Annotated in this window: 23 protein-coding genes; 13 read left to right on the top strand and 10 right to left on the bottom strand. The window is 37.6% G+C overall.

Translation table 11 applies throughout. The features are described 5' to 3' along the window. Positions 1 to 94: 94 nt before the first annotated feature. The 3 genes from I6U50_RS00815 to gmd form a co-directional block, all read right to left on the bottom strand. On the bottom strand, positions 95 to 955 hold the full coding sequence (locus I6U50_RS00815; protein ID WP_198637514.1) for an ABC transporter permease: 861 nt from the start codon (positions 953 to 955) through the stop codon (positions 95 to 97). Between the two features lie 615 nt (positions 956 to 1570). Further along, entirely contained in the window at positions 1571 to 2506 is a 936-nt protein-coding gene (locus I6U50_RS00820; RefSeq protein ID WP_198637656.1) for a GDP-L-fucose synthase family protein, read from the bottom strand. Further along, complete coding sequence (gene gmd, locus I6U50_RS00825) at positions 2506 to 3618, bottom strand: GDP-mannose 4,6-dehydratase (RefSeq protein WP_198637515.1); 1113 nt, start codon at positions 3616 to 3618, stop codon at positions 2506 to 2508. Before gmd ends, I6U50_RS00820 begins: the two co-directional genes overlap by 1 nt. A 283-nt stretch (positions 3619 to 3901) precedes the next feature. On the opposite strand from gmd, the gene I6U50_RS00830 reads away from it, so the two are divergent. The 4 genes from I6U50_RS00830 (at position 3902) to I6U50_RS00845 (ending at position 7107) form a co-directional block, all read left to right on the top strand. Further along, complete coding sequence (locus I6U50_RS00830) at positions 3902 to 5230, top strand: CDP-glycerol glycerophosphotransferase family protein (protein WP_198637516.1); 1329 nt, start codon at positions 3902 to 3904, stop codon at positions 5228 to 5230. 13 nt (positions 5231 to 5243) lie between these two features. Beyond that, on the top strand, positions 5244 to 6380 hold the full coding sequence (locus I6U50_RS00835; protein ID WP_198637517.1) for a glycosyltransferase family 4 protein: 1137 nt from the start codon (positions 5244 to 5246) through the stop codon (positions 6378 to 6380). A 213-nt stretch (positions 6381 to 6593) separates the two neighbouring features. Next, positions 6594 to 6821 (top strand): addiction module family protein, encoded by a 228-nt coding sequence (locus I6U50_RS00840; RefSeq protein WP_198637518.1) that lies wholly within the window; start codon positions 6594 to 6596, stop codon positions 6819 to 6821. After that, positions 6811 to 7107 carry a type II toxin-antitoxin system RelE/ParE family toxin gene (locus I6U50_RS00845; protein ID WP_198637519.1) on the top strand — a complete coding sequence of 99 codons (297 nt, stop codon included), beginning with the start codon at positions 6811 to 6813 and terminating at the stop codon, positions 7105 to 7107. The genes I6U50_RS00840 and I6U50_RS00845 overlap by 11 nt, the downstream gene beginning before the upstream one ends. Before the next feature lie 328 nt (positions 7108 to 7435). Here the strand turns inward: I6U50_RS00845 and I6U50_RS00850 are convergent, their stop codons facing one another. Further along, a complete protein-coding gene (locus I6U50_RS00850) occupies positions 7436 to 8275 on the bottom strand; it encodes a polysaccharide pyruvyl transferase family protein (RefSeq protein WP_198637520.1) in 840 nt (279 codons plus the stop codon). Positions 8276 to 9061: 786 nt separating this feature from the next. Between I6U50_RS00850 and neuC the strand changes: the two genes are divergently transcribed. From neuC to asnB, 3 genes are read left to right on the top strand one after another with little or no spacing between them, the layout of a single operon-like run. After that, on the top strand, positions 9062 to 10219 hold the full coding sequence (neuC, locus tag I6U50_RS00855; RefSeq protein WP_193710446.1) for a UDP-N-acetylglucosamine 2-epimerase: 1158 nt from the start codon (positions 9062 to 9064) through the stop codon (positions 10217 to 10219). Positions 10220 to 10240: 21 nt separating this feature from the next. Continuing rightward, positions 10241 to 10933: an acylneuraminate cytidylyltransferase family protein gene (locus tag I6U50_RS00860; RefSeq protein WP_193710445.1), complete on the top strand. Its 693-nt coding sequence runs from the start codon at positions 10241 to 10243 to the stop codon at positions 10931 to 10933. After that, positions 10878 to 12698, top strand: a complete 1821-nt coding sequence (gene asnB, locus I6U50_RS00865; protein ID WP_232805844.1) for an asparagine synthase (glutamine-hydrolyzing) — start codon at positions 10878 to 10880, stop codon at positions 12696 to 12698. Before I6U50_RS00860 ends, asnB begins: the two co-directional genes overlap by 56 nt. A 172-nt stretch (positions 12699 to 12870) precedes the next feature. Here asnB and I6U50_RS00870 read toward each other — a convergent pair whose 3' ends face one another. From I6U50_RS00870 to I6U50_RS00880, 3 genes are all read right to left on the bottom strand, one after another. Beyond that, the gene (locus tag I6U50_RS00870) at positions 12871 to 13236 is read right to left on the bottom strand and encodes a four helix bundle protein (protein ID WP_198637521.1); all 366 of its coding nucleotides are present in this window, start codon (positions 13234 to 13236) and stop codon (positions 12871 to 12873) included. Between the two features lie 208 nt (positions 13237 to 13444). Then, a complete protein-coding gene (locus tag I6U50_RS00875) occupies positions 13445 to 15916 on the bottom strand; it encodes a polysaccharide biosynthesis tyrosine autokinase (protein ID WP_198637522.1) in 2472 nt (823 codons plus the stop codon). Beyond that, on the bottom strand, positions 15917 to 16735 hold the full coding sequence (locus tag I6U50_RS00880; protein ID WP_232805845.1) for a polysaccharide biosynthesis/export family protein: 819 nt from the start codon (positions 16733 to 16735) through the stop codon (positions 15917 to 15919). 142 nt (positions 16736 to 16877) lie between these two features. Between I6U50_RS00880 and I6U50_RS00885 the strand changes: the two genes are divergently transcribed. The 4 genes from I6U50_RS00885 to I6U50_RS00900 all read left to right on the top strand — a co-directional run bounded on the left by I6U50_RS00885 (position 16878) and on the right by I6U50_RS00900 (position 20805). Further along, positions 16878 to 18743 carry an ABC-F family ATP-binding cassette domain-containing protein gene (locus I6U50_RS00885; RefSeq protein ID WP_193710441.1) on the top strand — a complete coding sequence of 622 codons (1866 nt, stop codon included), beginning with the start codon at positions 16878 to 16880 and terminating at the stop codon, positions 18741 to 18743. An 89-nt stretch (positions 18744 to 18832) separates the two neighbouring features. Beyond that, positions 18833 to 19198, top strand: coding sequence for a four helix bundle protein (locus I6U50_RS00890; protein WP_198637524.1), 366 nt, complete (start codon positions 18833 to 18835; stop codon positions 19196 to 19198). A 146-nt stretch (positions 19199 to 19344) separates the two neighbouring features. Further along, positions 19345 to 20061: an O-methyltransferase gene (locus I6U50_RS00895; protein ID WP_317192001.1), complete on the top strand. Its 717-nt coding sequence runs from the start codon at positions 19345 to 19347 to the stop codon at positions 20059 to 20061. A 45-nt stretch (positions 20062 to 20106) separates the two neighbouring features. Next, entirely contained in the window at positions 20107 to 20805 is a 699-nt protein-coding gene (locus I6U50_RS00900) for an ABC transporter ATP-binding protein (RefSeq protein WP_198637526.1), read from the top strand. A gap of 3 nt (positions 20806 to 20808) precedes the next feature. Here I6U50_RS00900 and I6U50_RS00905 read toward each other — a convergent pair whose 3' ends face one another. After that, positions 20809 to 21390, bottom strand: a complete 582-nt coding sequence (locus I6U50_RS00905) for a PhnA domain-containing protein (protein WP_198637527.1) — start codon at positions 21388 to 21390, stop codon at positions 20809 to 20811. A 94-nt stretch (positions 21391 to 21484) separates the two neighbouring features. After that, complete coding sequence (locus I6U50_RS00910) at positions 21485 to 23194, bottom strand: DUF885 domain-containing protein (RefSeq protein WP_198637528.1); 1710 nt, start codon at positions 23192 to 23194, stop codon at positions 21485 to 21487. Between the two features lie 160 nt (positions 23195 to 23354). On the opposite strand from I6U50_RS00910, the gene I6U50_RS00915 reads away from it, so the two are divergent. Continuing rightward, positions 23355 to 23537 (top strand): hypothetical protein, encoded by a 183-nt coding sequence (locus tag I6U50_RS00915; protein ID WP_193710435.1) that lies wholly within the window; start codon positions 23355 to 23357, stop codon positions 23535 to 23537. Further along, positions 23525 to 23821, top strand: coding sequence for a type II toxin-antitoxin system RelE/ParE family toxin (locus I6U50_RS00920; protein ID WP_198637529.1), 297 nt, complete (start codon positions 23525 to 23527; stop codon positions 23819 to 23821). Before I6U50_RS00915 ends, I6U50_RS00920 begins: the two co-directional genes overlap by 13 nt. Before the next feature lie 22 nt (positions 23822 to 23843). Here I6U50_RS00920 and I6U50_RS00925 read toward each other — a convergent pair whose 3' ends face one another. Continuing rightward, the gene (locus I6U50_RS00925; RefSeq protein WP_198637530.1) at positions 23844 to 24851 is read right to left on the bottom strand and encodes a metal-dependent hydrolase; all 1008 of its coding nucleotides are present in this window, start codon (positions 24849 to 24851) and stop codon (positions 23844 to 23846) included. Positions 24852 to 24866 lie beyond the last annotated feature (15 nt).

The following is a 24866-nucleotide window of genomic DNA, read 5'->3' on the forward strand; positions in this document are numbered from 1 at the left end:
CACAGCGACCAAAGCTTTAAATCGCTACATACTGCCACTGCCAACTGAGGCTGCTTACTGCATACTAAAAAACTGCCTGCCGGAAACTGTGTTTTTAGACCGTATCGATAAAATTCTTTTCAGTTCTGTTAAAAACAATAAGTCCGATTAAAAAAAGTAGTACAGAAAATCCAAGGGTATAGAAAAATCCGCTCCAACTAAACATCCCTGTATCCAGGAGCATATACCTAAAGCCTTCAATAATTTGTGCCAGGGGGTTATAATTCACCAACCAGGCCAACTCCGGTATTTTTTCTGACACCTCGCTTAAAGGGTATGGTACGGCCGAGATATACATCAGTAAAGAAGTTGCGAAGCCCACCAGCACGCTAAGATCGCGATATTTTGTAGTAAACGAAGAGATTATCATTCCTGCTCCCAGTCCCAATAATGCCATCATTAATACATAAACCGGCAGGAGAAGCAAATTTATATTCGGTTGTAAATTATAACCTTTCAATAAAAAATACCCATAAAAGACCACAAAAATACTTAACTGGATGCCGAATTTAAACAATCCGGCAATCACCGTTTTTAAAGGCATAATCACCCTGGGGAAATAAACCTTTCCAAAAATCCCGGCATTAGACCTAAAGGTACCAGAGGTTTGTGTAAGGCTTTGATTAAAATAATTCCAGGCTGTTATTCCGGCAAGGTTAAACAAAAAAGGTGGAACATTACCGGTAGGGATATTGGCAATATTATTAAATACCAGGGTAAAGATTATCGAGGTAAATAGGGGTTGAATAAAATACCACAACGGCCCCAGGATGGTTTGTTTATAAACAGTGACTATATCGCGCTTTACAAAAAGGATCAACAAGTCCCTATACGCCCAAATCTCTTTAAAGTTCAGGTCTATAATCTTACGTTTGGGGCTTATCTCGTAGAGCCAATCGTCTTCCGGTTGTTGCAAAGCTTGAAGAAATTTGTGGTGAAATTAAGAAAAATTTTAGTGTTAGGGCATTTATTGAAAAATATGCTGAATCTATTTCATTATAAAATTGTTTTCAAAAAAAATTATCTTTGGCACTTCGACTTCCGACTCCTGCGTCGTCGGCTCAGTGTGACAACCCGTTTTAATAATTAGCTTTTTTAAAAACCAGGAGTGGCAGGCTGAGCCTGAATAAACGAACGGGAGGACGATTATTCAGAAAGTCGAAGCCGGATTTTTAACTTTAAAATCTAGCGACCAACTACCAAACATTTCGACTTTCGACTCCAAAGTCGTCGGCTCAGTGTGACAAATCGTTTTAATAATTAGCTTTTTTCACAAACCAGGAATGGCAGGCTGAGCCTGAATAAACGAACGGGAGGACGATTATTCAGAAAGTCGAAGCCGGATTTTTTAAACTTTAAACTCTAGCGACCAACTACCAAACACTTCGCTTTCGACCCCAAAGCCATCGGCTCAGTGTGACAACCCGTTTTAATAATTAGCTTTTTTTACAAACCAGGAATGGCAGGCTGAGCCTGAATAAACGAACGGGAGGACGATTATTCAGAAAGTCGAAGCCGGCTTTTTTAAAAACTACAAAAACGTATCTTTATAAACCTGCTCAATCCCTTTTTGAAGCGTAATTTTAGCTTCCCAACCCAACTTATTAATTTCAGATACATCAAGAAGCTTTCTGGGGGTACCGTCGGGCTTGCTAAGATCATGTACAATCTTCCCTTTATAACCCGTAAGTTTTTTAATGAGCTCGGCAAGTTCTAAAATACTAATATCCTTCCCGGTTCCTATATTCAGAGCAGTTTTAACAGACGCTCGCTGCATTAAAAAAAAGCAGGCTTCAGCAAGGTCATCTACATGCAAAAATTCCCGTTTGGGTGTACCGCTACCCCATAATTGAACAGGTTCATTACTACCTGTTCTCTCACTTTTTATTTTAGCTTCATGAAACTTACGAAGTAATGCAGGTAGAACGTGCGAGTTTTCAGGATCATAATTATCTCCGGGACCATATAAATTTGTAGGCATCACCGAAATAAAATCACAGCCATACTCTTTAGTATAAGCCTCACATAGTTTTAGACCCGCTATTTTCGCCAGGGCATATGCCTCATTGGTAGGCTCTAAAGCCCCGGTCAACAAATATTCTTCCTTAATGGGTTGCGGTGCATGCTTTGGATAAATGCAGGAAGAACCTAAAAACAATAATTTTTTCACTCCCGAAAGATAGCTCTGATGGATTATATTATTCTGAATCATCAGGTTCTCATACATAAAACCTGCAGGATGATTTTGATTGGCAACAATACCACCTACCCTGGCAGCAGCAAGAAAAACATATTCCGGTTTTTCCCTTTCAAAGAATTCGGCTACGCTTTGTTGTTGTGTAAGGTCCAGGTCCTTACGCCTGGCAAACAATAGATTTTTAAAACCTTCTGCCTCAAGTTTTCGCACCAAAGCCGAACCTACCATTCCACGGTGCCCGGCAATATAAATTTTTGAATCTTTCTGCATCATTCGTGGTAATTTAATCCCTTAAATCCATTAGCATCAAGAAGTTTTTCCTTTTTAAAAAACTCAAGATCGGCAAGTACCATTTCTTTCACTAGCATTTTAATATCATATTCCGGTTTCCAACCCAATTTAGTTTTAGCTTTTTCGGCATTCCCACATAATAAATCTACCTCTGTAGGCCTATGATAATCGGGGTCAATTCTTATTAATGTTTTGCCTATTTCCAATTGAAAATCAGGGTTTTCACATACAATAACTTTTCCAACTTCTTCTGTACCTTTTCCTGAAAAGCCTATTTCAATACCGGCTTCTGCAAAAGCCATTTTTGCAAACTCCCTTACACTGGTGGTGATTCCCGTTGCCAGTACATAATCATCGGGTTCATCCTGTTGCAACATCAGCCACATGGCCTGCACATAATCCCTTGCGTGGCCCCAATCTCTTTCGGCATCTAAATTTCCGAGGTACAAGCAATCCTGAAGTCCCAGTGCCATTCGGGCCACAGCCCTGGTAATTTTTCGGGTAACAAAAGTTTCTCCTCTTCGTGGAGATTCGTGGTTAAAAAGAATTCCATTACAGGCAAAAATGTTATAGGCTTCCCGGTAATTCACTGTAATCCAATAGGCATAAAGTTTGGCCACCCCATAAGGGCTACGCGGATAAAACGCCGTTTTCTCATCTTGCGGTGTTTCCGCCACTTTACCATACAATTCTGAGGTTGAAGCCTGATAAATACGGGTTTTTTCACTGAACCCTAAAAGCCGTACCGCTTCTAAAAGTCGTAAAGTTCCCGTCCCATCTACATTTGCGGTATACTCGGGAGTGTCAAAACTTACCTTAACATGAGACATCGCTCCCAGGTTGTAAATCTCATCGGGTTGTACTTCCTGGATTATTCGAGTAAGATTCATGGAGTCACTTAGATCTCCAAAATGTAGTTTAAACTTAATGTTTTTCTCGTGCGGATCCTGATATAGATGGTCTATACGCTCGGTATTAAAGAGGGAAGACCTTCTCTTTATACCGTGAACTTCATAGCCTTTTTCCAGCAACAATTCGGCGAGGTAAGCTCCGTCCTGGCCGGTAATACCTGTTATTAATGCTTTTTTCATCAAATTCTTTAAGAGACCAAGATATAAAAGTTTAGATTATTATTAGATATTCCCCAAAAGAGAAGAGCACTTATTCTGAAACAAAATAAGGTAGATGTTCTGTATAATTATAGTTTTATCATTTTTTGGATTCTAAAACACTCCTTTACAAAAAATCCTATATTTGAATCCAAGCTAAGCATCAACTACCCTGAATTCAAAAAAGAAAATATTAATTCTCCTACCCGATGGGGTTGGCCTGCGAAATTTTGCTTTTACCTCCTTTGTGAAAATCGGAGAGCAAATGGGTTGGGAAGTGATTTTTTGGAATCATACTCCTTTTAATTTAGAAAAACTGGGGTATAAAGAGATAAAACTGGAGGGCAGGGCAAATGCAAAAACCGACCTGCTAAAAAGAGCAAAAATTGAGGCTGAACTCAATTATTTTAGTCGAAAATTCAAAGACCCGGTCTATCAAACCTATAAGTTCGCAAATTCCCACCAGAATCTTATAGCAAAAATAAAAACCGGAATAGTTCAGGGATTAGTAGCCACGCATAAAGATGAAAAGGGACTACAGAGGCTAAGAATTAAGATGAAATCTTCCGAACGTAAAGGAGCTTACTACCAAAAGTGTAAAGAAATACTGCAGGAGGAAAAGCCAGACCTGGTATTTTGCACCAATCAGCGGCCGGTTAATGCTATCGCTCCACTTACCGTCGCCCAGGACCTTAAAATCCCTACTTCTACTTTTATTTTTTCCTGGGACAATTTACCAAAAGCCACTATGGTAGTGGAAACCGATTATTATTTTGTTTGGAGCGAATATATGAAGGCTGAATTATTAAAATATTACCCGCAGATAAAGGAACCGCAAGTACATATAACCGGAACCCCACAGTTTGAGCCTCATTATAACGGCGATTTGAGACAAAGCCGGGAAGATTTTTTTAAAGAATATGGACTCGATTATACAAAAAAGTATATCTGTTTTAGTGGCGACGATATTACCACCTCACCAGATGATCCGGCATATTTAAATGACCTGGCATATGCTATAAAGCTATTAAATGCAAAAGGCCATAACTTAGAAATCATATTTAGACGCTGTCCTGTAGATTTTTCAAACCGCTACGATGGAGTTTTAGAAAAACATAGAGAAATCATTACATCCATAGCCCCCATTTGGAAAAAAACCGGGGATAATTGGAATTCTGTATTGCCCAAAAAGGAAGATCTTAAACTTCAAATAAATACAATTTTGCACTCAGAACTGGTAGTAAATTTAGGTTCTTCTATGGTTTTTGATTTTGCTATTTTCAAAAAGCCTTGTTTGTACCTTAATTATGAGGTAAAAGCCAAAACAAAGGCTTCCTGGAGCCATAAAAAGGTCTATGATTTTGTGCACTTCAGGTCTATGCCCACAGGCAAAGAAGTATTTTGGTTAAATTCAAAAGAAGAAATCCCGGAAAAACTGGAAAAAGCTTTAAAAAATCCAATGCAGAAAATTGAAAAAGCCCTTGAATGGTATAAAAAAATAAATACTTTTCCGGCAGATAAAGCTTCGGAAAGGATTTGGAGAAAATTAGAGATTATTCTGGATCAAAACACACTGAAAACTGAGAACCGATAACTCAAAACTAAATATGCACATCGCCTTCCTTACACCAGAATACCCGCACCCGAAATCAAGCCCATCGGGCGGATTGGGCACCAGTATAAAAAACCTGGCGGAAGAATTGGTTAAAAAACAACTTCGTATTAGTCTTATCGTGTACGGGCAGGAGACAAATGAAGTATTTGAAGAAGCGGGCATTAAATTTCATTTTGTTAAACAAAGGAATTACGATTTTTTAGGATGGTACCGTTACCGGAAATATTTAGAATCTTACCTCAACAAACTTATTCGGGAAGAAAAAATCGATGCCATTGAAGCTCCTGACTGGACTGGGATTACAGCTTTTATAAAACTCACTTGTCCATTAGTATTAAGAATGCACGGCAGCGATTCCTATTTCTGTAAACTTGAAGGACGGCCCCAAAAGAAAAAAAATTTCTGGTTCGAAAAACTAGCCTTAAGAAATGCCGATCACCTACTTTCTGTGAGCAGGTTTACAGCTGATAAAACCCGAGAGCTTTTTAAGCTTAAAAAAAACATTAAAATTATCCCGAATTCTATAGACACCAATACTTTTAAGCCCAACATCAAGGAAGCTGCACCCGGCAACCTTCTGTATTTTGGTAGTATTATCAGAAAGAAAGGAGTATTGGAACTCGCTCATATTTTTAATTTAGTTCATAAAAACAATCCCAACGCCCGTTTAGTTATGGTAGGAAAAGATGTTAGGGATATAAAAACGGGAAAACCTACAAAAGAGCTGTTTGAAGAAATCCTGACTAATGAAAGTCGGGACAAAGTGGTTTGGAAAGGAAGCCTGTCTTATGAGCAAGTAAAGCTTGAAATAGCGCGATCTGCAGTGATCACCCTACCTAGTTTTGCCGAGGCCCTCCCAATGACCTGGCTGGAGGCCATGGCTATGGAAAAAGCTGTAGTCACTTCAGATATCGGCTGGGCGAAAGAGGTTATGATAGATGGTAAAACTGGATTCACTGTAAATCCTAAAAACCACGCTAATTATGCCGACAAAGTCCTTGTATTGCTTAACAATAATGAACTGGCAGGGAAAACGGGCAAAGCAGCTAGACAGCGGGTTATGGAGAAGTTTTCTACAAAGGTGATTGTGGAGGAGAATATTAGATTTTATAAATCGGTAATTGACTGATTGGAAATTCGTTAATTCGGAACTGTTCAGCCGGGCAGTGAAAATAAAGGTTTAATTTTTTGAAATTCTTATCCGGAAATAAGATTCAAATATGTCCATGTTTTTATACAGAACCATCAAAAACCAATTAACTTACTGATATTGAGAATATAAAGAACAAATAAAAAACGAAAAGCAAAAACAATTTTTGTACTTTTGAAATAAAGCAATAAGATGGATACATTAGAGATTAAAGACCGGATCCGAAAATATATTGAACGTGCTGATGATCGTATGTTGATGATAATTAATGCTATTATAGAAGCTGATGAAGGTGAATTATTGCCTAAACCTTATAGAGAAGTTCTTGACAAGCGTTTAAAATATCATCAGGAAAATCCAAAAGAGGGAAAGAGTTGGGAAGAAATACAGAATGCTTTGAAAAAAGAATATGAGCTATAAAATTATTGTAAAACCATTAGCAGAACAGGACATATCTGAAACTGTTAAATGGTTCTACTCTCATGCTACTCATCTTACCGAACTTTTTTTAAAGGAAATTAGTAAATCTATGGAAATACTAAAGGAAAATCCCAAACATTACCAAAAGAGATACAATAGTATTAGGGTTTGTTTCACTGAAAAATTTCCGTTTGGAATTTATTATACAATAGAAAACAATATTGTATTTGTTCATGCTGTTTTACATACCAAAAGAGATCCAAAAGTAGGAACTGATAGAGCTTGAATTGCAACATCCCCAAACGAATAATCCACTTTAAATATCGAAAGAGTTCGGTTTTTGATAAATTTTAACTGACGTCGGGTAAGGGGTTTATTTATGATTTTTGGAAGTATTGTTTCAGCTTTTAAAAGTCCATTTTTTAAAAGACACTATCTCGAAAGTGTGTAAAGTTAAAACAACAGAGGTTAGACTTTTTATAGTCTGACCCTTTTTTCATAGATCGTAAGAAATTGATTTAAAATTTTGTGAACTGTGAGTTTTGGGCTTCTCAAGCTTAGACTTTGTTCCTGTTTTATTACGAATATTTTTCGTGATAAGTCTGCACATTAACTTAAATAAAAGGACAACTACCCAGTAAACCTTCCTGTATTTCTTCCAGCTTTTTATCTTCCGGTAACAGCGGTTTATCCTGCATTAATTTCAGTAATTCTTCAACCGATTTTCCAGTTTTTATAAAGTCGGCTTTATAATACGGAATCTTTACAGATTCAAAATAATCCCGGTATTTTATGCCATTACCGAAGATTTTATCTGAAAATTCTACCCAAAGCGCCGGGATTTTATACGCATGCGCCACGATAAGCCCGTGCAAAGAAGAAGAAATAATATTTTCACAGCTTACTATCTCCCTGGTTGTTTCCTCTACATCTAAAGTAAGCAAGTCTATTACTTTTATGGCCGAATTATTTTGAAAGAGCTCCAAAGCTTTTTTATAATCGTGGTAATGTGGAACAATCCCAATTTTATGCTCTTTTTTAACCTCTGCATTATAATATTTAGGCAGCAAAAGTGCCGGATCGCCGTATATTTGGGGACACTTATAACCGAGTTTCAGTAAAAAATTCCTGGTTTGTGGCCCCCGAACAGCCCTGAAATCGGCTTTTGCAATTTCCTGTTCATGATCTATAATTCCGCTGCCCCAAACAATACTATGTGTATCGGCATGATGTAAAATGCTTCCTGCCGCCAGAAAATTTGTTTTATTCCGTTTATACCACGGCTGTTTCTTAGGCTGAACAAATTTTACTGGTTTACCACTAATTTTTTCTACCAGGTATTTTGATAGTAAATCTCCATAATTCTCTTTATCCCTAAAAATAAATTTGATCTCACTCCAATAGAATAACGGAATTTCTTTTCCCTGGAAAGAAGTTTGTTGGTGATTTTTCAAAATATAAAACTGTAAATTTTAAGTAGTAATTCCGGGACCGAAACTTCAAATATATCGAAAATATGTTTAGTGGGGAGTTGTTGGTCTTTAGACTTTAGCCTGTAGGCTGTAGACTCTAGTCTCTAGTCGGTAGTCGGTAGGCTCTAGTCGGTAGTTTTATTTTTCACATTTAAAAATTTCAGTAAAAGAATATCACGCTCGTTTAGTTGTTAGACTTTAGTTTTTAGACTTTAGTCTCTAGACGTTAGTCGGTAGGCTTTAGTTGTTAGACTTTAGCTTTCAGGCGATAGATTTTATAATTCTAACGACTAATGACTACAAACTAATGACTGAATCAATTCGTGTATTTGTGGCGGAAATTCATCCATATCATTTCGATGGAAGAATGACTGAAGTAATCTGTTCAAAAAAATTATCACGTCCGTTTAGTCGGTAGTTTTATTTTTCACATTTAAAAATTTCAGTAAAAGATTATCACGCTCGTTTAGTTGTTAGACTTTAGTTTTTAGACTTTAGTCTCTAGACGTTAGTCGGTAGGCTTTAGTTTTTAGACTTTAGCCTTCAGGCGATAGATTTTATAATTCTAACGACTAATGACTACAAACTAAAGACTGGATCAATTCGTGCATTCGTGGCCTCGTAGTTTTACTTTCAAAAATCCCGGGATAAAAACAAAAAACAATAAAAGCCATTTCGAAAGAGATTTGCTAATTTAGCGATACCAGCCTTTCAGCCAAATGGAAGGCTTCAGGAAATTAACCGATAATTCATAACTAACAACCGAAAATGCCCAAAAGAAAAATATGCGTTGTTGTTACCGCCCGGCCTTCATATAGCAGGATAAAAACTGCTCTTACGGCCATAAAAGAGCATCCAAAATTAGAGCTTCAATTGGTAATTGCAGGTTCGGCTTTATTAGATCGCTACGGAAATGCCATAGATTTTATTGAAAAAGATGGTTTTGAGATCTCTGCAAAAGTATTTATGGTACTGGAAGGTGAAAATCCCACTACCATGGCTAAAACTACCGGGCTTGGGGTTATGGAACTTACCAATGTTTTTTATAACCTAAAACCCGATGCCGTACTGAGCATTGCCGATAGATTTGAAACCATTGCAACTTCTATCGCTGCCGCTTATCAAAATATTCCATTGGTACATATACAGGGCGGGGAGGTTACCGGAAGCATCGATGAAAAAGTAAGACATGCCAATACAAAACTGGCCGATCTTCACCTGGTAGCTTCAGAAGATGCACGAAAAAGAGTTATAAAGTTGGGAGAAAACCCTGAGAAAGTGATCAACACCGGCTGCCCCTCTATAGATTTGGCTAAAGAAATATTGGAAAGTCCCCAACTGGATTTTGATCCTATTGAAAAATATGGAGGCGTAGGTTCTGCATTAAACTGGAAGAACGCTTATATAGTGGTTATGCAACACCCGGTTACTACCGAATATCAGCAAGCCAAAGCACATATAACCGAAACTTTAAAAGCCGTTAAAAAATTAGATATGCCTGCTTTTTGGTTTTGGCCTAATGTAGATGCAGGATCTGATGGTACTTCTAATGGAATTAGAGCTTTTAGAGAACTTGAAAAACCTAAAAACATCCATTTTTTTAAGAATATGCAACCAAAAGACTTTCTAAGACTTTTAAAGAATTCAAAAGCTTTAATTGGAAATTCCAGTGTAGGCTTAAGGGAATGTGCCTATTTGGGTGTTCCTGTGGTGAATATTGGTAACAGGCAATTTAGACGTTTGCGCACAAAAAATGTAATGGATGTGAATTATGATTTAAATGAAATTTTAAAAGCAACCGAAAAAGCGATTGGCACCCATCATTTTAAAACTTCAAATATCTATGGGAATGGAGATTCAGGAAAGAAGATCGCTGAGATATTAGCCACTTCTGAGCTTACCTATGCTAAAACTATTACCTATTAACTTAAAAAAACCTGCTTTATTATGAATATTTTAGGCCTTATTCCCGCCCGTGGAGGCAGTAAAGGTATTCCGGGTAAAAACAGTAAAATCCTGGGCGGAAAACCATTATTGCAATACACCTATGAAGCAGCAAAACAAGCTAAACTTCTAAATAAGCTAATCCTAAGCTCAGATTCTGAAGAAATTATTCAGCTTGCAACTCAACTTGACCTGGAAGTTCCATTTAAACGTCCCGCTAGCCTGGCACAGGATTCCAGTTCCAGTATAGAGGTTGCCATGCACGCCCTAAATTACTACCTGGATCAGGGAATAAAATTTGATGCGATTTGTTTATTACAACCAACAACGCCTTTTAGAAAAACCGGACTTATAGATGAGGCCATTCAAAAATTTAAAGATGGGGGATTTGATTCGTTGATTTCAGTGAGAGAAGTACCCAAAGCGTATAATCCGCATTGGGTGTTTGAAGAAAACCAGGGAGCTCTTCGTATAGCTACCGGGGAAAAAGAAATTATAAGTCGCAGGCAGGATTTACCAAAAGCCTATCACAGAGATGGAGCCGTTTACCTAACTAAAACCACTGTTCTTTTAAACAAAAACTCTCTTTTCGGAAAAAACATTGGCTTTGTAAATACAAGCGCATACCCTTATATAAATATTGACACACAAGAAGATTGGAAAAGAGCGGAAGAGATTTTGGGTAATAAAAGTTGAAGGAGAGGCTGACGAAATTAGACCTCAAAAAATATCAAAATACATAAAAGCAATGTGCGGGATCGCAGGAATAATTTCAGCAAAACATAACATCGAAGATCTTCAGGAAATGGTGAAACTTCAGAAGCATCGTGGCCCTGACCATACAGGAGAATATACAGATCCAGGTTTTTGCAGGCTTGGCCATAACCGACTTTCCATCATAGATCTTTCTGCAGAAGCCAATCAGCCTTTTACCGATAATTCGGGACGTTATCACCTTACATTCAATGGAGAGATCTATAATTACATCGAGTTAAAACAGCAGCTAAAAGGGCATTATAATTTCAAAACAAACTCTGACACTGAAGTTCTACTGGCTGCGTATAGCGTTTGGGGAAAATTCTGTCTCAATAGGCTAAATGGCATGTTTTCTTTTGCTATTTGGGATAGTCTTGAAAAAAGACTTTTTGCCGCCCGCGATAGGTTTGGAGTAAAACCATTTTTTTATGTAAAAAACGATAATGAGTTCTATTTCAGCAGTGAGATTAAAGCCCTAAACAGCATTTTAAAGCATAGTGACCCCAATGAAAGAGTATGGGCCAATTATTTTGCTTATGGTTCTTACGGAATGCCCGGAGATACTTTTTATCAGGCTATACAGCAACTGCCGGGAGGATATTTTTTGGAATTTCAGGATGGAAATTTAAAGCTTGAAAAGTGGTACAACTTTAAAAATCGACTTAAAGCTTATTCCGGCACTTTATCATTTAAAGAGGCAAAGCAATCTTATACTGAAATTTTAAAGGATAGTATTTCCCTAAGGTTTAGAGCCGATGTGCCCGTAGGTTTTAATATTAGTGGCGGAGTGGATAGCTCGCTATTATTGGCTTTGGTCAACAAGAGCCAGGAAAATAATAAAATTAGAGCTTATACTTTTTATACCGGCCATAAGAATTATGATGAATTAGCCTGGGTTGAGAAAATGATTAAAACTACTCAAAACCCCCTCAAAAAAGTAAAAATACAGCCTATCAATGTTATAGAAAAAGCGCGATTTCTTAGTGATATCCAGGATGAGCCTTATGCCGGCATACCCACTTTAGCCTATGCAGCCTTATTTGAAGCTGCAAAGAAAGAGGGTATAAAAGTGCTATTAGACGGGCAGGGAATGGACGAGCAATGGGCGGGCTACGACTATTATCAAAATTCTAACAACATTAATATTATACAGGGATTGGGAAAAACGAGTCCTTTTAAATTGCAGGTGCTGAATCCAGAATTTCAAAAATTAGCTAAAAAACCGGTATATCCGAAACCATTTAATAACAACCTGCAAAACCTGCAATACAGGGATCTCTTTTATACTAAAATTCCGCGTGCCTTAAGGTTCAATGACCGCATTTCTATGGCTTATAGCACCGAATTAAGGGAACCTTTCCTGGATTACAGACTGGTAGAATTTGCTTTTTCGCAGCCTGAAACACATAAAATTTTTAATGGGATTCAAAAATTTCTAATTAGAAAAATACTTGAAGAAATTGCTCCAAAAAATTTAAGCTATGCCCCTAAAAGGCCTTTGCAAACTCCACAAAGAGAATGGCTGGCTAAAGAGTTAAAAACCTTTACCGATGATAATTTAGAGAAGCTTAGATACTCGAGAGCCTCAAATTGGTTCAATTTTAAAGAAATAGAAAAAGAATGGAAAAATTACCAGGCGGGAGACAACCAAAGCAGTTTTCATATTTGGCAGTGGATTAACACCGCTTTGTTAATGGGAGATTAGTTGGGAGTCGGGAGTTTTTTTAGCCGGTAGACGGTAGACGGGAGTTTTTAGACGGGAGTTTCTACATAGTCGGGAGACTTTAGTCTTTAGGCGGGAGACGGTAGTTTCCACGTAGTAGGGGGACTTTTTTATTCTAACGACTACAGACTATCGACTACAGACTAACAACCATTTACTTCTTCAAATACTTTTTCAAGCTGGAAATCATTTTTGAAAGCTCGGCTAGTTTTATTCGATTATCTAAATCCTTTTCATGATTAATAAAGCCCTGTCTCTTTGCAATCGTAGAACAAACAACGTATTCTTTTACTGAGCCTCTTGCGATTTCAAGAAACCTATTAAATTGCGCATTTGTATCTCCAGATCCCTCAGCAATATTCAAAGGGATAGATACCGCCGCTCGCTTAAATTGAGAAGTCAGGTTGTATAATTCTGATTTAGGAAAACTTTTGGATACCTCATAAGCTAAATCTACAAAATCCAAAGCCTTTTGATAAACCATTAAATCTTCAAACTTAAATACAGGCTTATTTTCCATCTCCTTATTTTTTTGCATTCGTATTCGATATAGACGGTAGACAATAGTTGGTAGACAATAGTCTTTAGACGGTAGTTTTTTTCTAACAACTAACGACTACAGACTACCAACTACAGACTGCACAAGAATAGTCGATAGACTTTAATCTTTAGACGATAGTTTTTTCTAACCACTAACGACTACAGACTAGCAACTACAGACTAACTACTTATTCAAAATTCCGCATTGCTTTTTTCCACCAACGTTTAAGTTTTCGGGTGGGATCAGATTTTTCTACGTAGCCTTTAGAATAACGGTTGTACCCGTAGCCATAGCCGTACCCATAACCGTAGCCATAGCCATAGCCATAACCATATTTGGCACGGTGTACAAAATGGTTTAATACAAAGCTGATGTTTTTAATTTCACCTTTGCCATATTTCTCGTTAATAGACTCCAGCATTCCGCGTTTGGTATAATCCTGGCGTATTAGGTATATTGTGGCATCGGCGTGTTTTACCAGGTTTAAAGCATCGGCCACCATCCCAATTGGCGGTGTATCAAGAATAATATAATCGTATTTTTGTTTTAATTCTTCCATCAGTTTATCCATCTGTTCATTGATCAATAATTCTGAAGGGTTGGGTGGTACAGGCCCGGCAGTAATCACATCAAGATAAGGAATTTTACTTTGCTGAATAATTTCATCGGTACTTGCCTGGTCAATTAAATAATTCACTACTCCCAGATCGTTATTCAGCTGAAAATCGTCAAAAATCTTAGGTTTTCTTAAATCCACTCCCACCAATACCGTTTTTCGCTCACTCAGGGCAAAAACCGTAGCCAGGTTCATGGCACAAAAAGTTTTTCCTTCCCCTGAAACCGATGAGGTAATAAGCAGGGTTTTAGAACCTGTAACCCCCTGTTTTTTATACATAAATTGAAGACTGGAACGCAAGCCCCTAAAACCTTCAGAAATAGATGATTTTGGATTGTTAAAAACAACTAAATTCGAGTCGATCTTACTTTTTCCTATCATTCCCAAAATAGGAATGGGTGATAAACGTGTTACTTCCTGGGCATTATGGATGTTGGTATTTAGAAAAACCAACAGAAACACAAAGGTTAAAGGAATCACCCCACCCACCAATACGGCCATCACATAATTCAACTGCGTGTTGGGGCCAATTTGACCTCCGCCTGTATCCTTAGCTGAATCGATTACCATTACATCACTTACATTCGCCGCTTTAATAAGCCCCGCCTCGCTCCTTTTCTCAAGGAACATATTGTAAGATTTTTCGTTTAAACTATACCGCCGCTCAATTTTTAGTAAATCCTGTTCTTCCTGCGGTAGCTTGCTAATTTCAGCCTCCAGTTGCGCTATTTGCCGATTAATATCCAATTGTTCTTCTCGTAACAAGCCTTTGGAAGAACTAATGTTCTCTAGCAAAATAGATTTAACCGAATTTATTTGTCGGTCTATATCATCAAAAACAGGCGAATTTTCTTTTAGTGAATACTGGTAATTGCTTCTTTCTTCTGCCAATGTAATAATTCGCGAAACTCCGCTGGAAATACTTCCTTCTGAAATACCGGCTACCGAAGGGGCGGGCACATTAGAATAATCGTTTCGGGTTTCAAGGTAATTTCTTAAAGTTTCGTAATAAGAAATCTGCCTTCTAATCTCTTCTTTTCTTAGATCTAAAGTTGAAAGTTTATTAGAAAGTTTAGAGCTTTCCGCAGAAATATCCATAATGGCATTTTCATTTCTAAACTGGTTCAGCTCTGCTTCTACCAACTTCAGGGCTTCCGATTGTACCGCTAAACTGGAATCTATAAACCGAATGGTTTTAGTGGCAAACAGGTTTTTACGAGCCAGCATATTTTCGCTAAGCACTCGTACGGTTCCATTTAAATAATCTACAAGCCTGGCTTTATTCCCCCCGGTTTGATTCATTCTTAACACCGAAGAACCCTGGGATTCCGGACTCACATTTACATTACGATACCTCCCTACAGCCGAATCGAAATTCATAAAACTCACATAAAAAGGAGTACCGGCCTGTAACGGCTGATCTACCCGAACAATAGTACCGTTAAAAAAAGGTAATCTTACTTTTTCCCCCGATTTGTAATTCTTACTAAACTCTTTGGCATCTACTTCCCGGAATGTTTTTTCTTTCGTTTTATAATTTTGAAGGCTTAAATTACCGGGTACTTTTGCTTTTAAATTATAGGTTAGCGAATCTAGAAATGTGATGGTCATACTTACATTAGTAGCCTGGACCCTAGCCGTATCTGCAATTACTTTAAAAGGAGTACTCCCATAGGCATCTACACGCTGATATTCGCCATCTTTTAAGTACTGGGTATAAAATTGAAGCTCTTCTACCACCTCTTCGTTATGGGAACGTGACCTTAAGATCGTCATGGCAGTATTTACCTTATCTGAAGTTCCTCCCCAGTTAAAAGTTAAACTGGTATTACTAGTAAAAAAAGGGTTTTGATCGTCTTTTATAGAAATAGAATTTCCAAGCCTGTACACCGGTAATTTCCGAACATTATTATAATAAGCAACCGCCAAACTAATCCCTACCGAAAGCAAAATAAGCTTCCAGTAACTGATAACTTTTAGCACAAAACCTTTAAAATCGAAGGTTGAGCCAACATCTGAAATATGATCGTCTTCGTGTGCCATTTAAATCCTGCTAAATAATAAGATGGTTGTGGTTACAAAAGATAATATGGTAACTCCAGTTCTAAATATTTCTAATCCGGTGGTTCCCAGCCCCAGCGCCTTTTGCGGCAAAGCGTTCACCAAAATAAGATCGTTGGGTTGAATATAATAATATTCGCTTTTGGTAGCATCAATATTAGTGAGATCTATCTTATGAATTTCCTCTCCGTACGGGTATTGCCTAATAATCTTTACATTTTCCATATCTCCATATTCAGAAATACCGCCGGCATTGGCCACCGCTTCCATAATGGTCACTTTTTCTTTGTAAATCACCTGGCTTCCGGTTCCAATTTCCCCAAGCGTGGTATATCTAATTCCGGCGAGTTTCACCGTAACAAAAAGGTTGGCTTCTTCTTTAAAATAATTTTCCAGTAGCAGTTGCTCAATTTTTTCCCGTATTTCCCTTTCGGTATATCCCAGAACGTTTACTTCGCCCAGGGTAGGTACACGAATATTACCGTGTTCATCTACCGTAAACCCATCAAAATAAACTTTTTCTTCGGTAGTTGCATTATTATTGGCCTCCCCTACCGGATTAAACATTCCTACCAACTCCTGGTCCAGGGCTTTCACCCGAATACTTAAAAGATCCCCTGTTTGAATTCGATATGGTTTTTTTAATTGATGTACCTGGATAATACTATCCATTGTTTTCTCTTTATCCTGAAGATAAGTGGTTTTTTTAGTAGAAATACACGACGAGAAACTTAAAAACGCCGCCAGTAAGATTAAAATGAAGGTGTATCTTTTCAGCATTTTGCTATTGATTCGGGACATCAAGATAATTTAAATTCACCAATACACATCTATGCAAGGAGTTATCATCTTAATTTAGATAGTTTTAACAAATATAGTTTTTGTAGGCCAATAATAAAATTAAGTCGCAATTTTCCTTTTATTTTGCACAAAACTCAAGTCTGTGAATTATTTAAGTGTTGAAAATATTGCCAAAGCCTACGGCGAACGTGTATTATTTGAAGATATCTCTTTTGGAATCAACGAAGGACAAAAAGTAGGATTTATCGCGAAAAACGGAACCGGAAAAACCTCCCTCCTAAATATCCTGGCCGGGTTTGATTCTCCAGATGCAGGTAAAGTAGTGTATAGGAAAGATATAACTACAGCCTTTCTTCCACAGGAACCCAACTTAGATCCAAACTTAAGCATTGAAGAAACTATATTTTCTTCAGATAATGAGATTCTAAAGATTATAAACCGCTACGAAAAAGCGCTTAAAAACCCCGATGATACAGAAGCTTACCAAAAAGCCTTTGAAGAAATGGACGCTGCACAAGCCTGGGATTTTGAAACCCAGTACAAGCAGATTTTGTTTAAACTAAAATTAGACGACCTCTCTAAAGAAGTAAAACATCTGTCGGGCGGACAAAAAAAACGACTTGCCCTTACGGTGATGTTACTTCAAAAACCCAATTTCATTATTATGGATGAGCCCACCAACCATCTTGATTTAGATATGATTGAGTGGCTGGAGGAATATTTTAAGAAAGAAAATTTTACCATTTTTATGGTTACCCACGACAGGTATTTCCTGGAAAGGGTTTGTAATGAAATTGTAGAATTAGACCACGGGCAACTTTATACTTACAAAGGAAACTATGGGTATTATTTGGATAAAAAAGATGCCAGGATGGCACTGGAAGCTACCAATACCGAAAAAGCAAAACAGCTTTATAAAAAAGAGCTAACCTGGATGAGACGCCAACCCAAGGCGCGTACCACTAAATCTAAATCTAGAATAGACGATTTTCAGGAAATTAAAGAACGAGCCCATAAACGCCGCCAGGACCATGAAGTGCAGCTAGAATTAAACATGGAGCGCCTGGGCAGCAAAATTGTAGAACTTCACAATATTGGCAAGTCTTTTCAGGACAAACAACTACTGGAAAATTTTAGCTATAATTTTAAACGTGGAGAACGTATTGGTATTATCGGAAAAAATGGTACCGGCAAATCTACTTTCTTAAACATTCTTACCGGGGGAATTAAACCCGATAGCGGAAAAGTAGTGATTGGAGAAACCATCAAGTTTGGTTATTACACCCAGTCGGGAATTAATATTAAACCGGGCCAAAAAGTTATTGAAGTAATCAGGGAGTTTGGAGACTATATTCCGCTTAAAAAAGGGCGGCAAATTTCGGCCCAACAACTGCTGGAACGCTTTTTATTCGACAGAAAAAAACAATACGATTTTGTCGAGAAATTAAGTGGAGGAGAGCGAAAGCGCCTTTATTTATGTACTGTACTTATCCAAAACCCAAACTTTCTAATTTTAGATGAGCCCACCAACGACCTGGATATTGTTACTTTAAACGTACTGGAAAGCTTTCTATTAGACTTTCCGGGCTGTTTACTGGTGGTTTCTCACGACCGGTATTTTATGGATAAAATAGTAGACCACCTGTTCGTGTTTCAGGGCAATGCCGAAATTCAGGATTTCCCGGGGAATTACACCGATTATAGGGAATATGAAAACAGTGCTATTGCAGAAGCCAGGGAAGAAAGTTCAGAAACCGAGAGTACCAAAAAAGACTGGAAAAAGACCAGTTCAGGGACAAAACTGAGTTATAATGAGCAAAAAGAGTTTGGAAAATTAGAAAAGGAAATCGCGAAACTAGAAAAACAAAAAGAGAAATTTCAGCAAAAATTCCTGGAAAACCTCAATCCGGATGAAATTAAAGAAAACTCTATAAAACTCCAGGAGATAGATGATGCCATAGAAACCAAAACCGAACGTTGGTTTGAACTTGGGGCGAAGATGGAGTAGATTCAGTTGTGAGTTGTGAGTTGTGGGTTGTGGGTTGTGGGTTGTGGGTTGTGGGTTGTGGGTTAAAATTAATTTTTAAATATTTCACTATGAAAAGTTACCGGGATTTAGATATTTACAATCTTTCTTTTAAATATGCTATCGAAGTTCATAAAGCCTCACTCAAACTTCCAAAATTTGAATTATATGAGCAAGGTAGTCAGGTAAGGCGTTCTTCAAAAAGTATAAAAGATAATATCGTTGAGGGCTACGGTAGAAGACGTTATAAACAGGATTTTGTTAAATTTTTAGTGTACGCCCACGCTTCACTTTTAGAGTGTTTAGCACAATTAGAAATGATTGATGAGTTATATGAGATTGAAGAGATAACAACACTCAGAAAGAGATACGATCTTTTGGGGGGTAAGATTTATTCGTTTATACAATACGTAGAAAAGAGTTGGAAGGCCAAATAAATTGTAACCAAATACTCCACTGAAAAAAACTGAAAACTGACAACTCATAACTGACAACAGCAAGCTTGCGCCTAAAATCCTACATAAAATTCCTTTTAAGGTCCCAAAACCAACATGGGTTACATTCGCCCTTTGTATACGATTTGGTGACGAAATGTTTTTATGATAAAAAGAAATACAAAGCATATACACTTCTAAACGATTACCGAAAAGATCTTTTAAAAAACAATAAAACCATACACGTAACCGACTTTGGTGCAGGAAGTAGGGTTTTCACTTCTAATAAGCGCAGTATTGCTATGATTGCCAAAAATGTAGGAATTCCGAAAAAAAGGGCCAGGTTTTTATTTCGCTTAGTGAATTATTTAAACTGTAAAAATATATTAGAACTTGGCACTTCGCTGGGAATTGGCACTGCTGCACTTGCGGCAAATAAAAATAGCAAAGTAACCAGTATTGAAGGTTGCCCACAAACCGCCAATGTAGCCCGGGTGCAATTGAACAAGTTCGGTTTGAGTAATGTTGATCTTAAAGTGGGAGAGTTTGAAGAAATTCTTTCAAAATTTGTAGTGTTTTCTAATAAAGCCACAAACAACAAACAACAAACCCATTACGATCTTATTTATTTTGACGGGCATCATACCAAAGAAGCTACCTTAAATTATTTTCAGCAATTGCTTCCCACCGCCCATAACGATTCTGTTTTTATCTTTGATGATATTCATTGGTCTCCCGGAATGGAAGCTGCCTGGGAAGAAATTAAGGCACATCCCAGGGTTAAAGTGAGCATTGATACCTTTTTCCTCGGACTTATATTTTTTAGGAAAGAACAGGCAAAACAGCATTTTACAATACGTTTGTAACAAAATGCGCCAAGCTGCGTCCTATAAGCACAAAATTATTTCTGCATGAGTAAAGTCATTGAGATTAGGCAAATTACCCGGGATTTCCCACTGGGAAATGAAGTGGTAAAAGTTTTAAAAGGCATAGACCTGGACATTGAAAGAGGTGAATATGTGGCCATTATGGGGCCATCGGGATCTGGAAAGTCTACTTTAATGAATTTACTGGGATGTTTAGATACACCTACTTCCGGCACCTATATTTTAAATGGAAAAGACGCCAGCCAAATGGGCGACGATGAACTTGCCGAAATTAGAAATAAAGAGATAGGCTTTGTTTTTCAAACCTTTAACCTTCTTCCACGCACTACCGCTTTAGAAAATGTTGCCTTACCCATGATCTATGCCGGCTACAATAAAACCGACCGAAAAAAACGGGCCGAAGAGGTTTTAATCAACGTAGGACTTGGCGATAGAATGGACCATAAGCCCAATCAACTTTCAGGGGGGCAGCGTCAAAGAGTAGCCGTTGGAAGGGCTTTGGTAAATAAACCTTCTATAATTCTTGCCGATGAACCAACCGGAAACCTGGATTCTAAAACTTCGGTAGAGATCATGAACCTTTTTGATGAAATACATGCAGCGGGCAACACAGTAATCCTGGTTACCCACGAAGAAGATATCGCCGAACACGCTCATCGTATTATACGGCTTCGCGATGGGATGGTAGAAAGTGATGAGAGAAAAGAAGTCTTAAGCCAATAAGCTTTAAACCTTCTTCACAAACTTTGTTAAGATAACAATTTGTTGTCCTTCAACCTTACCTTCAATTTGCTCTGCATTATCGTGAACTAAAGAAACACGGCGTACAGCAGTTCCGCGTTTAGCGGTTAAACTACTACCCTTTACATTTAGGTCTTTTATAAGCACTACGGTGTCTCCGGCCTCGATTACTGCACCATTGCTATCCTTATGGATAACTTCTGGCGTAGTATTTTCTTCGGAAACCAACCGAGATGTGGCAAAAGCTTTTAGCTCATCTTCCATATACAGCATATCCAGTAAATCCTGGGGCCAGCCTTCAGCCTTAAGTTTAGTAAGCATTTGAAAAGCAACAACCTGAACAGCAGGAACCGTACTCCACATACTATCGTTTAAACAACGCCAGTGGTTTACCTCTACTTTATCAAAATCTTCCAATTGTTCGCTACATACCCGGCAAGCCATAAAACTTCCATCTACGGCTTCCCCCGGGAAATTCTCCAGGCTATAAACCTGTAAACTATCTGTAGCACTGCAAAGTTCGCAAGTACTATCGCTGCGTTTCCTTAATTCTTTTTCTAAACTCATGCTTAATTTTTAAAGTCGCGAAGATAGGGTATTATAAACCCGAGCTTATATTTTTATCACAAAAAGGCAGATAAAACTTTAAAAACTTCTCTCCTTACCACTTTGCTTCTTCAATATATTTCTCTACCCTTTCTTCTAAAATTGGTAATGTAACCACTCCCTGTTCTAAAATCACTTCGTGAAAATCACGAATATCAAATTGGGCACCCAGGGCTTTTTCTGCTTTTTTACGTAATTCCCTGATTTTAATCTCTCCAATCTTATAAGAAACTGCCTGTCCGGGCCAGGAGATATATCGATCTACTTCGGTATTGATATTATGCATTGAAAGCGCTGTATTCTTTTCAAAATATGCTACCGCTTCTTCCCTACTCCACCCCATGGCGTGAATTCCTGTATCTATCACCAATCGGCAGGCGCGCCATTGTTCATAAGTTAGTTTTCCAAACAACTCATAAGGCGTAGTGTATATCCCCATGTCTTCAGCTAGAAATTCGGAATATAAGCCCCAGCCTTCTCCGTAAGCAGATAAATACATATTTCTTCGGAATTTTGGAATGCTATCACCCAATTCAGCATTTAAAGCATTTTGTAAATGATGTCCGGGCACGGCCTCATGCGCTGTTAAAGATGGTAACACATATAAAGGACGATTAGGTAAATTATAAGTATTTACCCAATAATAGCCCGGTTGTGTTTCATTGGAAGCTCCAATATAGCGTCCTGTAGTATACTTTGGTGCGATAGCATCGGGTACTTTTGCCACTCCGTAAGGTTTCCTGGGCAATGTTTTAAAATAAGCGGGGAGTTTGGCATCTATACGTTTAGAAATATCACGGGCTTCTTTTAGTAACTCTTCCCCTGTTTTGGCATAAAATTGCTCATCGGTTCTTAGAAAATGAATAAATTCCTCAAAACTTCCATCAAACTCAACCTCGGCAATTATTTTTTTCATTTCTGAATTAATCCGCGCTACTTCCTCTAAACCAATTTGATGGATTTCTTCTGCTGTTAAATCTAAGGTTGTATAATAATTCAGCCTGTTTTGATAATAGTCCCTACCATTAGGAATTTCAGAAACGCCTAAACTTGTTCGTGTATTTGGCAGATATTCAGTTTCAAAAAAAGCTTTAATTCTTTTAAACTGCGGAATTACATTTTCGGCAATCGCATTTTCAGCGGCATTTAAAACAGAATCCGTTTGGGTTTTTGAAAGTGTTTTTGGCAGGTTTAGAAAAGGTTCATAGAAATAACTTTCTTTTGGATCTTCTAAAATTTGATTGTTATAGGTAGCTTCGTAACCTTTAAATATAACCAGAGGTTGTGTATTGCCTTTCTTTAAACCTTCCCGCAACAAAGCGAAATGCTGATCTACATAAGTTGGTATGGCATTTAATTTATTTAAATAAGCCTTTACCTGTGCATAGGTATTTAAATCCCGCACCTGGTAAGCCAGGCTTAAATGAAATCCAGAATCAGAAAGCAACGGATTTAAATAGGCTTCGTAGGTGTAACGATCTACGGTTTCCTGGAGTTTAAACTTTAGCATTTCCAACGAAATTGCTTCAGTTTCACTAAGTGAATTAGCTTTAATATTATTGAGTTCTTCTAAACGTGCTTCGGCAAATTCAGCTTGTTTTTTATAATATTCTTCGGTATAAAGGCCTAAAGGAAAATCTTTGCGATCGTAGGCTTTGTGATTTTCTATTTTGCTAATTATGGAGTCTAATTTTACGGAAGCTTCCTGCGCAGAAAAAGTGGAAATAAATAAAAATACAATAGCAATGCTCAAATAATATTTCATAAATAGGTAGAATTTTCGCTAAGATAAGATTTATAAAGAAGTTTATATGGAATTTAGCTTGCTACGAATAAACGAATATTTTTTATTCAGTAGCTCCTTTCTTTAAATTTAAACTCAGATTAAAATTGTATCTTGTTATTGGATTCAAATTGATGTAAAAATGCTTACAAAAAGCAAATTAAGGGAAGAGATTGAAAAACTGCCGGAGACATTTTCTATTGATGAGTTGGTAGAACGCTTGATTTTTATTGAAAAAGTAGAAAATGGTATAAATCAGTCAAAGAAAGGAGATGTTATTTCTGAGGAACAATTGGATAAGGAGATTGAAAAATGGTTCAAATAAACTGGACATTTCAAGCCATATCTGATTTAAAAAGTATTGGGGAATACATTGGTAGGGATTCTAAAAAATATGCTAGGCTACAAATTATTAAACTTAGGAATCGAACAAAAATTCTTCATACTCAAATCTATTCAGGTAAATCGGTCCCTGAAATAAATCATCCTAAAATTAGAGAGTTAATTGAAGGGAACTATCGAATTATCTATAAAATACTGAATAACAAAAGAATAGACATCCTTACTATTCATCACTCAGCCAGAAATTTAAAGGCAGAAAATCTCTAAATTCATTTCAAATTCCACACCACTAATTTCCCAAAATACGTGTACCCAACTGCGACAAAAGTTCTTTTGCATCACCACGTGTTTTTTCGGTCTCTATGGCTTTAATTTCGCCCTCTTCTTCCACGAGTTTATAGCTAAAAGCAAAATCGGCATCCACCCTGGCTATTGGGCTCAAAGTACCAAAACGAAGATCGTTAAAATAAATCTCACCTTCCTTTTCTGAAATGGTAAACCAGCCTTCTGAAATAGCAATAAGGCGTTTTACATTAGGCTTTTCGGTCCAGGGACCCAGTAAATGGTGATTCTTGGGATGTGCTACAAAGTCTATTGGTTGTGTATCAAAAATTGAATAATTCCCAATTAAATAAGCATCATCCACCTCTATATTTGCCGTCCATAGAATGGCATTTAGCGGAGCGGGTTTGGTTTCTATTTTATAATAAGCAATACCCTGATTTTCTAAAGCTTCGGTAAACTTAGTAAAGGTATAAAGTTTTAATGCCGGGGTAATTACCAATAGGTAAACGCTACTAATTATAAGGCCAAGATTGTTGAATTTTCTCCTTTCTTTTGTTCCTCTTTTCTTTCGCATTGCCAGGATTAAAAACACTAAAAACGGTAAGGTATATAGTGGATCTATCACAAAAATATTCTTATAGGCCAGGCGCACTTCCAGAGGCCAGAATAACTGTGTGCCCCAGGTGGTATGCGAATCTAACAGCGGATGCGTAAATAAGCCCCAAAACATTAACCAGGACCAATTTTTCCAGGTGGCCTTAGATTTCTTTTCAATCTTTGAGATCAACCAGCCAAAAATGGGCGCAAAAAGTATAGAAAATATAATAGAATGAGTAAAACCACGGTGAATTTCAATCGCGGTAATGGTATCGGTAAAGGCACTGGCAAAAGTGTCTAAATCGGGTATGGTGCCTGCAATGGCTCCATACAGCATTGCTTTATTGCCAACTTTTTTGCCTAAAACTGCTTCGCCAACCGCGGCGCCCAGTACTATTTGTGTTAGTGAATCCATTTATAACTTTTTTCT

This window comes from Salegentibacter maritimus (assembly GCF_016236975.1).
Classification (GTDB): Bacteria; Bacteroidota; Bacteroidia; order Flavobacteriales; family Flavobacteriaceae; genus Salegentibacter; species Salegentibacter maritimus.

Bases quoted from the DNA above. Each gene is read 5' to 3' on its own strand.
- I6U50_RS00905 (WP_198637527.1), bottom strand. From the start codon at position 21,390: ATGAGTTTAGAAAAAGAATTAAGGAAACGCAGCGATAGTACTTGCGAA.
- I6U50_RS00875 (WP_198637522.1), bottom strand. From the start codon at position 15,916: ATGGCACACGAAGACGATCATATTTCAGATGTTGGCTCAACCTTCGAT.
- I6U50_RS00820 (WP_198637656.1), bottom strand. From the start codon at position 2,506: ATGCAGAAAGATTCAAAAATTTATATTGCCGGGCACCGTGGAATGGTA.
- I6U50_RS00910 (WP_198637528.1), bottom strand. From the start codon at position 23,194: ATGAAATATTATTTGAGCATTGCTATTGTATTTTTATTTATTTCCACT.
- I6U50_RS00845 (WP_198637519.1), top strand. From the start codon at position 6,811: ATGAGCTATAAAATTATTGTAAAACCATTAGCAGAACAGGACATATCT.
- gmd (WP_198637515.1), bottom strand. From the start codon at position 3,618: ATGAAAAAAGCATTAATAACAGGTATTACCGGCCAGGACGGAGCTTAC.
- I6U50_RS00840 (WP_198637518.1), top strand. From the start codon at position 6,594: ATGGATACATTAGAGATTAAAGACCGGATCCGAAAATATATTGAACGT.
- I6U50_RS00920 (WP_198637529.1), top strand. From the start codon at position 23,525: ATGGTTCAAATAAACTGGACATTTCAAGCCATATCTGATTTAAAAAGT.
- I6U50_RS00830 (WP_198637516.1), top strand. From the start codon at position 3,902: ATGGGTTGGGAAGTGATTTTTTGGAATCATACTCCTTTTAATTTAGAA.
- I6U50_RS00880 (WP_232805845.1), bottom strand. From the start codon at position 16,735: ATGTCCCGAATCAATAGCAAAATGCTGAAAAGATACACCTTCATTTTA.
- I6U50_RS00835 (WP_198637517.1), top strand. From the start codon at position 5,244: ATGCACATCGCCTTCCTTACACCAGAATACCCGCACCCGAAATCAAGC.
- I6U50_RS00860 (WP_193710445.1), top strand. From the start codon at position 10,241: ATGAATATTTTAGGCCTTATTCCCGCCCGTGGAGGCAGTAAAGGTATT.
- I6U50_RS00900 (WP_198637526.1), top strand. From the start codon at position 20,107: ATGAGTAAAGTCATTGAGATTAGGCAAATTACCCGGGATTTCCCACTG.
- I6U50_RS00915 (WP_193710435.1), top strand. From the start codon at position 23,355: ATGCTTACAAAAAGCAAATTAAGGGAAGAGATTGAAAAACTGCCGGAG.
- I6U50_RS00890 (WP_198637524.1), top strand. From the start codon at position 18,833: ATGAAAAGTTACCGGGATTTAGATATTTACAATCTTTCTTTTAAATAT.
- I6U50_RS00925 (WP_198637530.1), bottom strand. From the start codon at position 24,851: ATGGATTCACTAACACAAATAGTACTGGGCGCCGCGGTTGGCGAAGCA.
- neuC (WP_193710446.1), top strand. From the start codon at position 9,062: ATGCCCAAAAGAAAAATATGCGTTGTTGTTACCGCCCGGCCTTCATAT.
- I6U50_RS00870 (WP_198637521.1), bottom strand. From the start codon at position 13,236: ATGGAAAATAAGCCTGTATTTAAGTTTGAAGATTTAATGGTTTATCAA.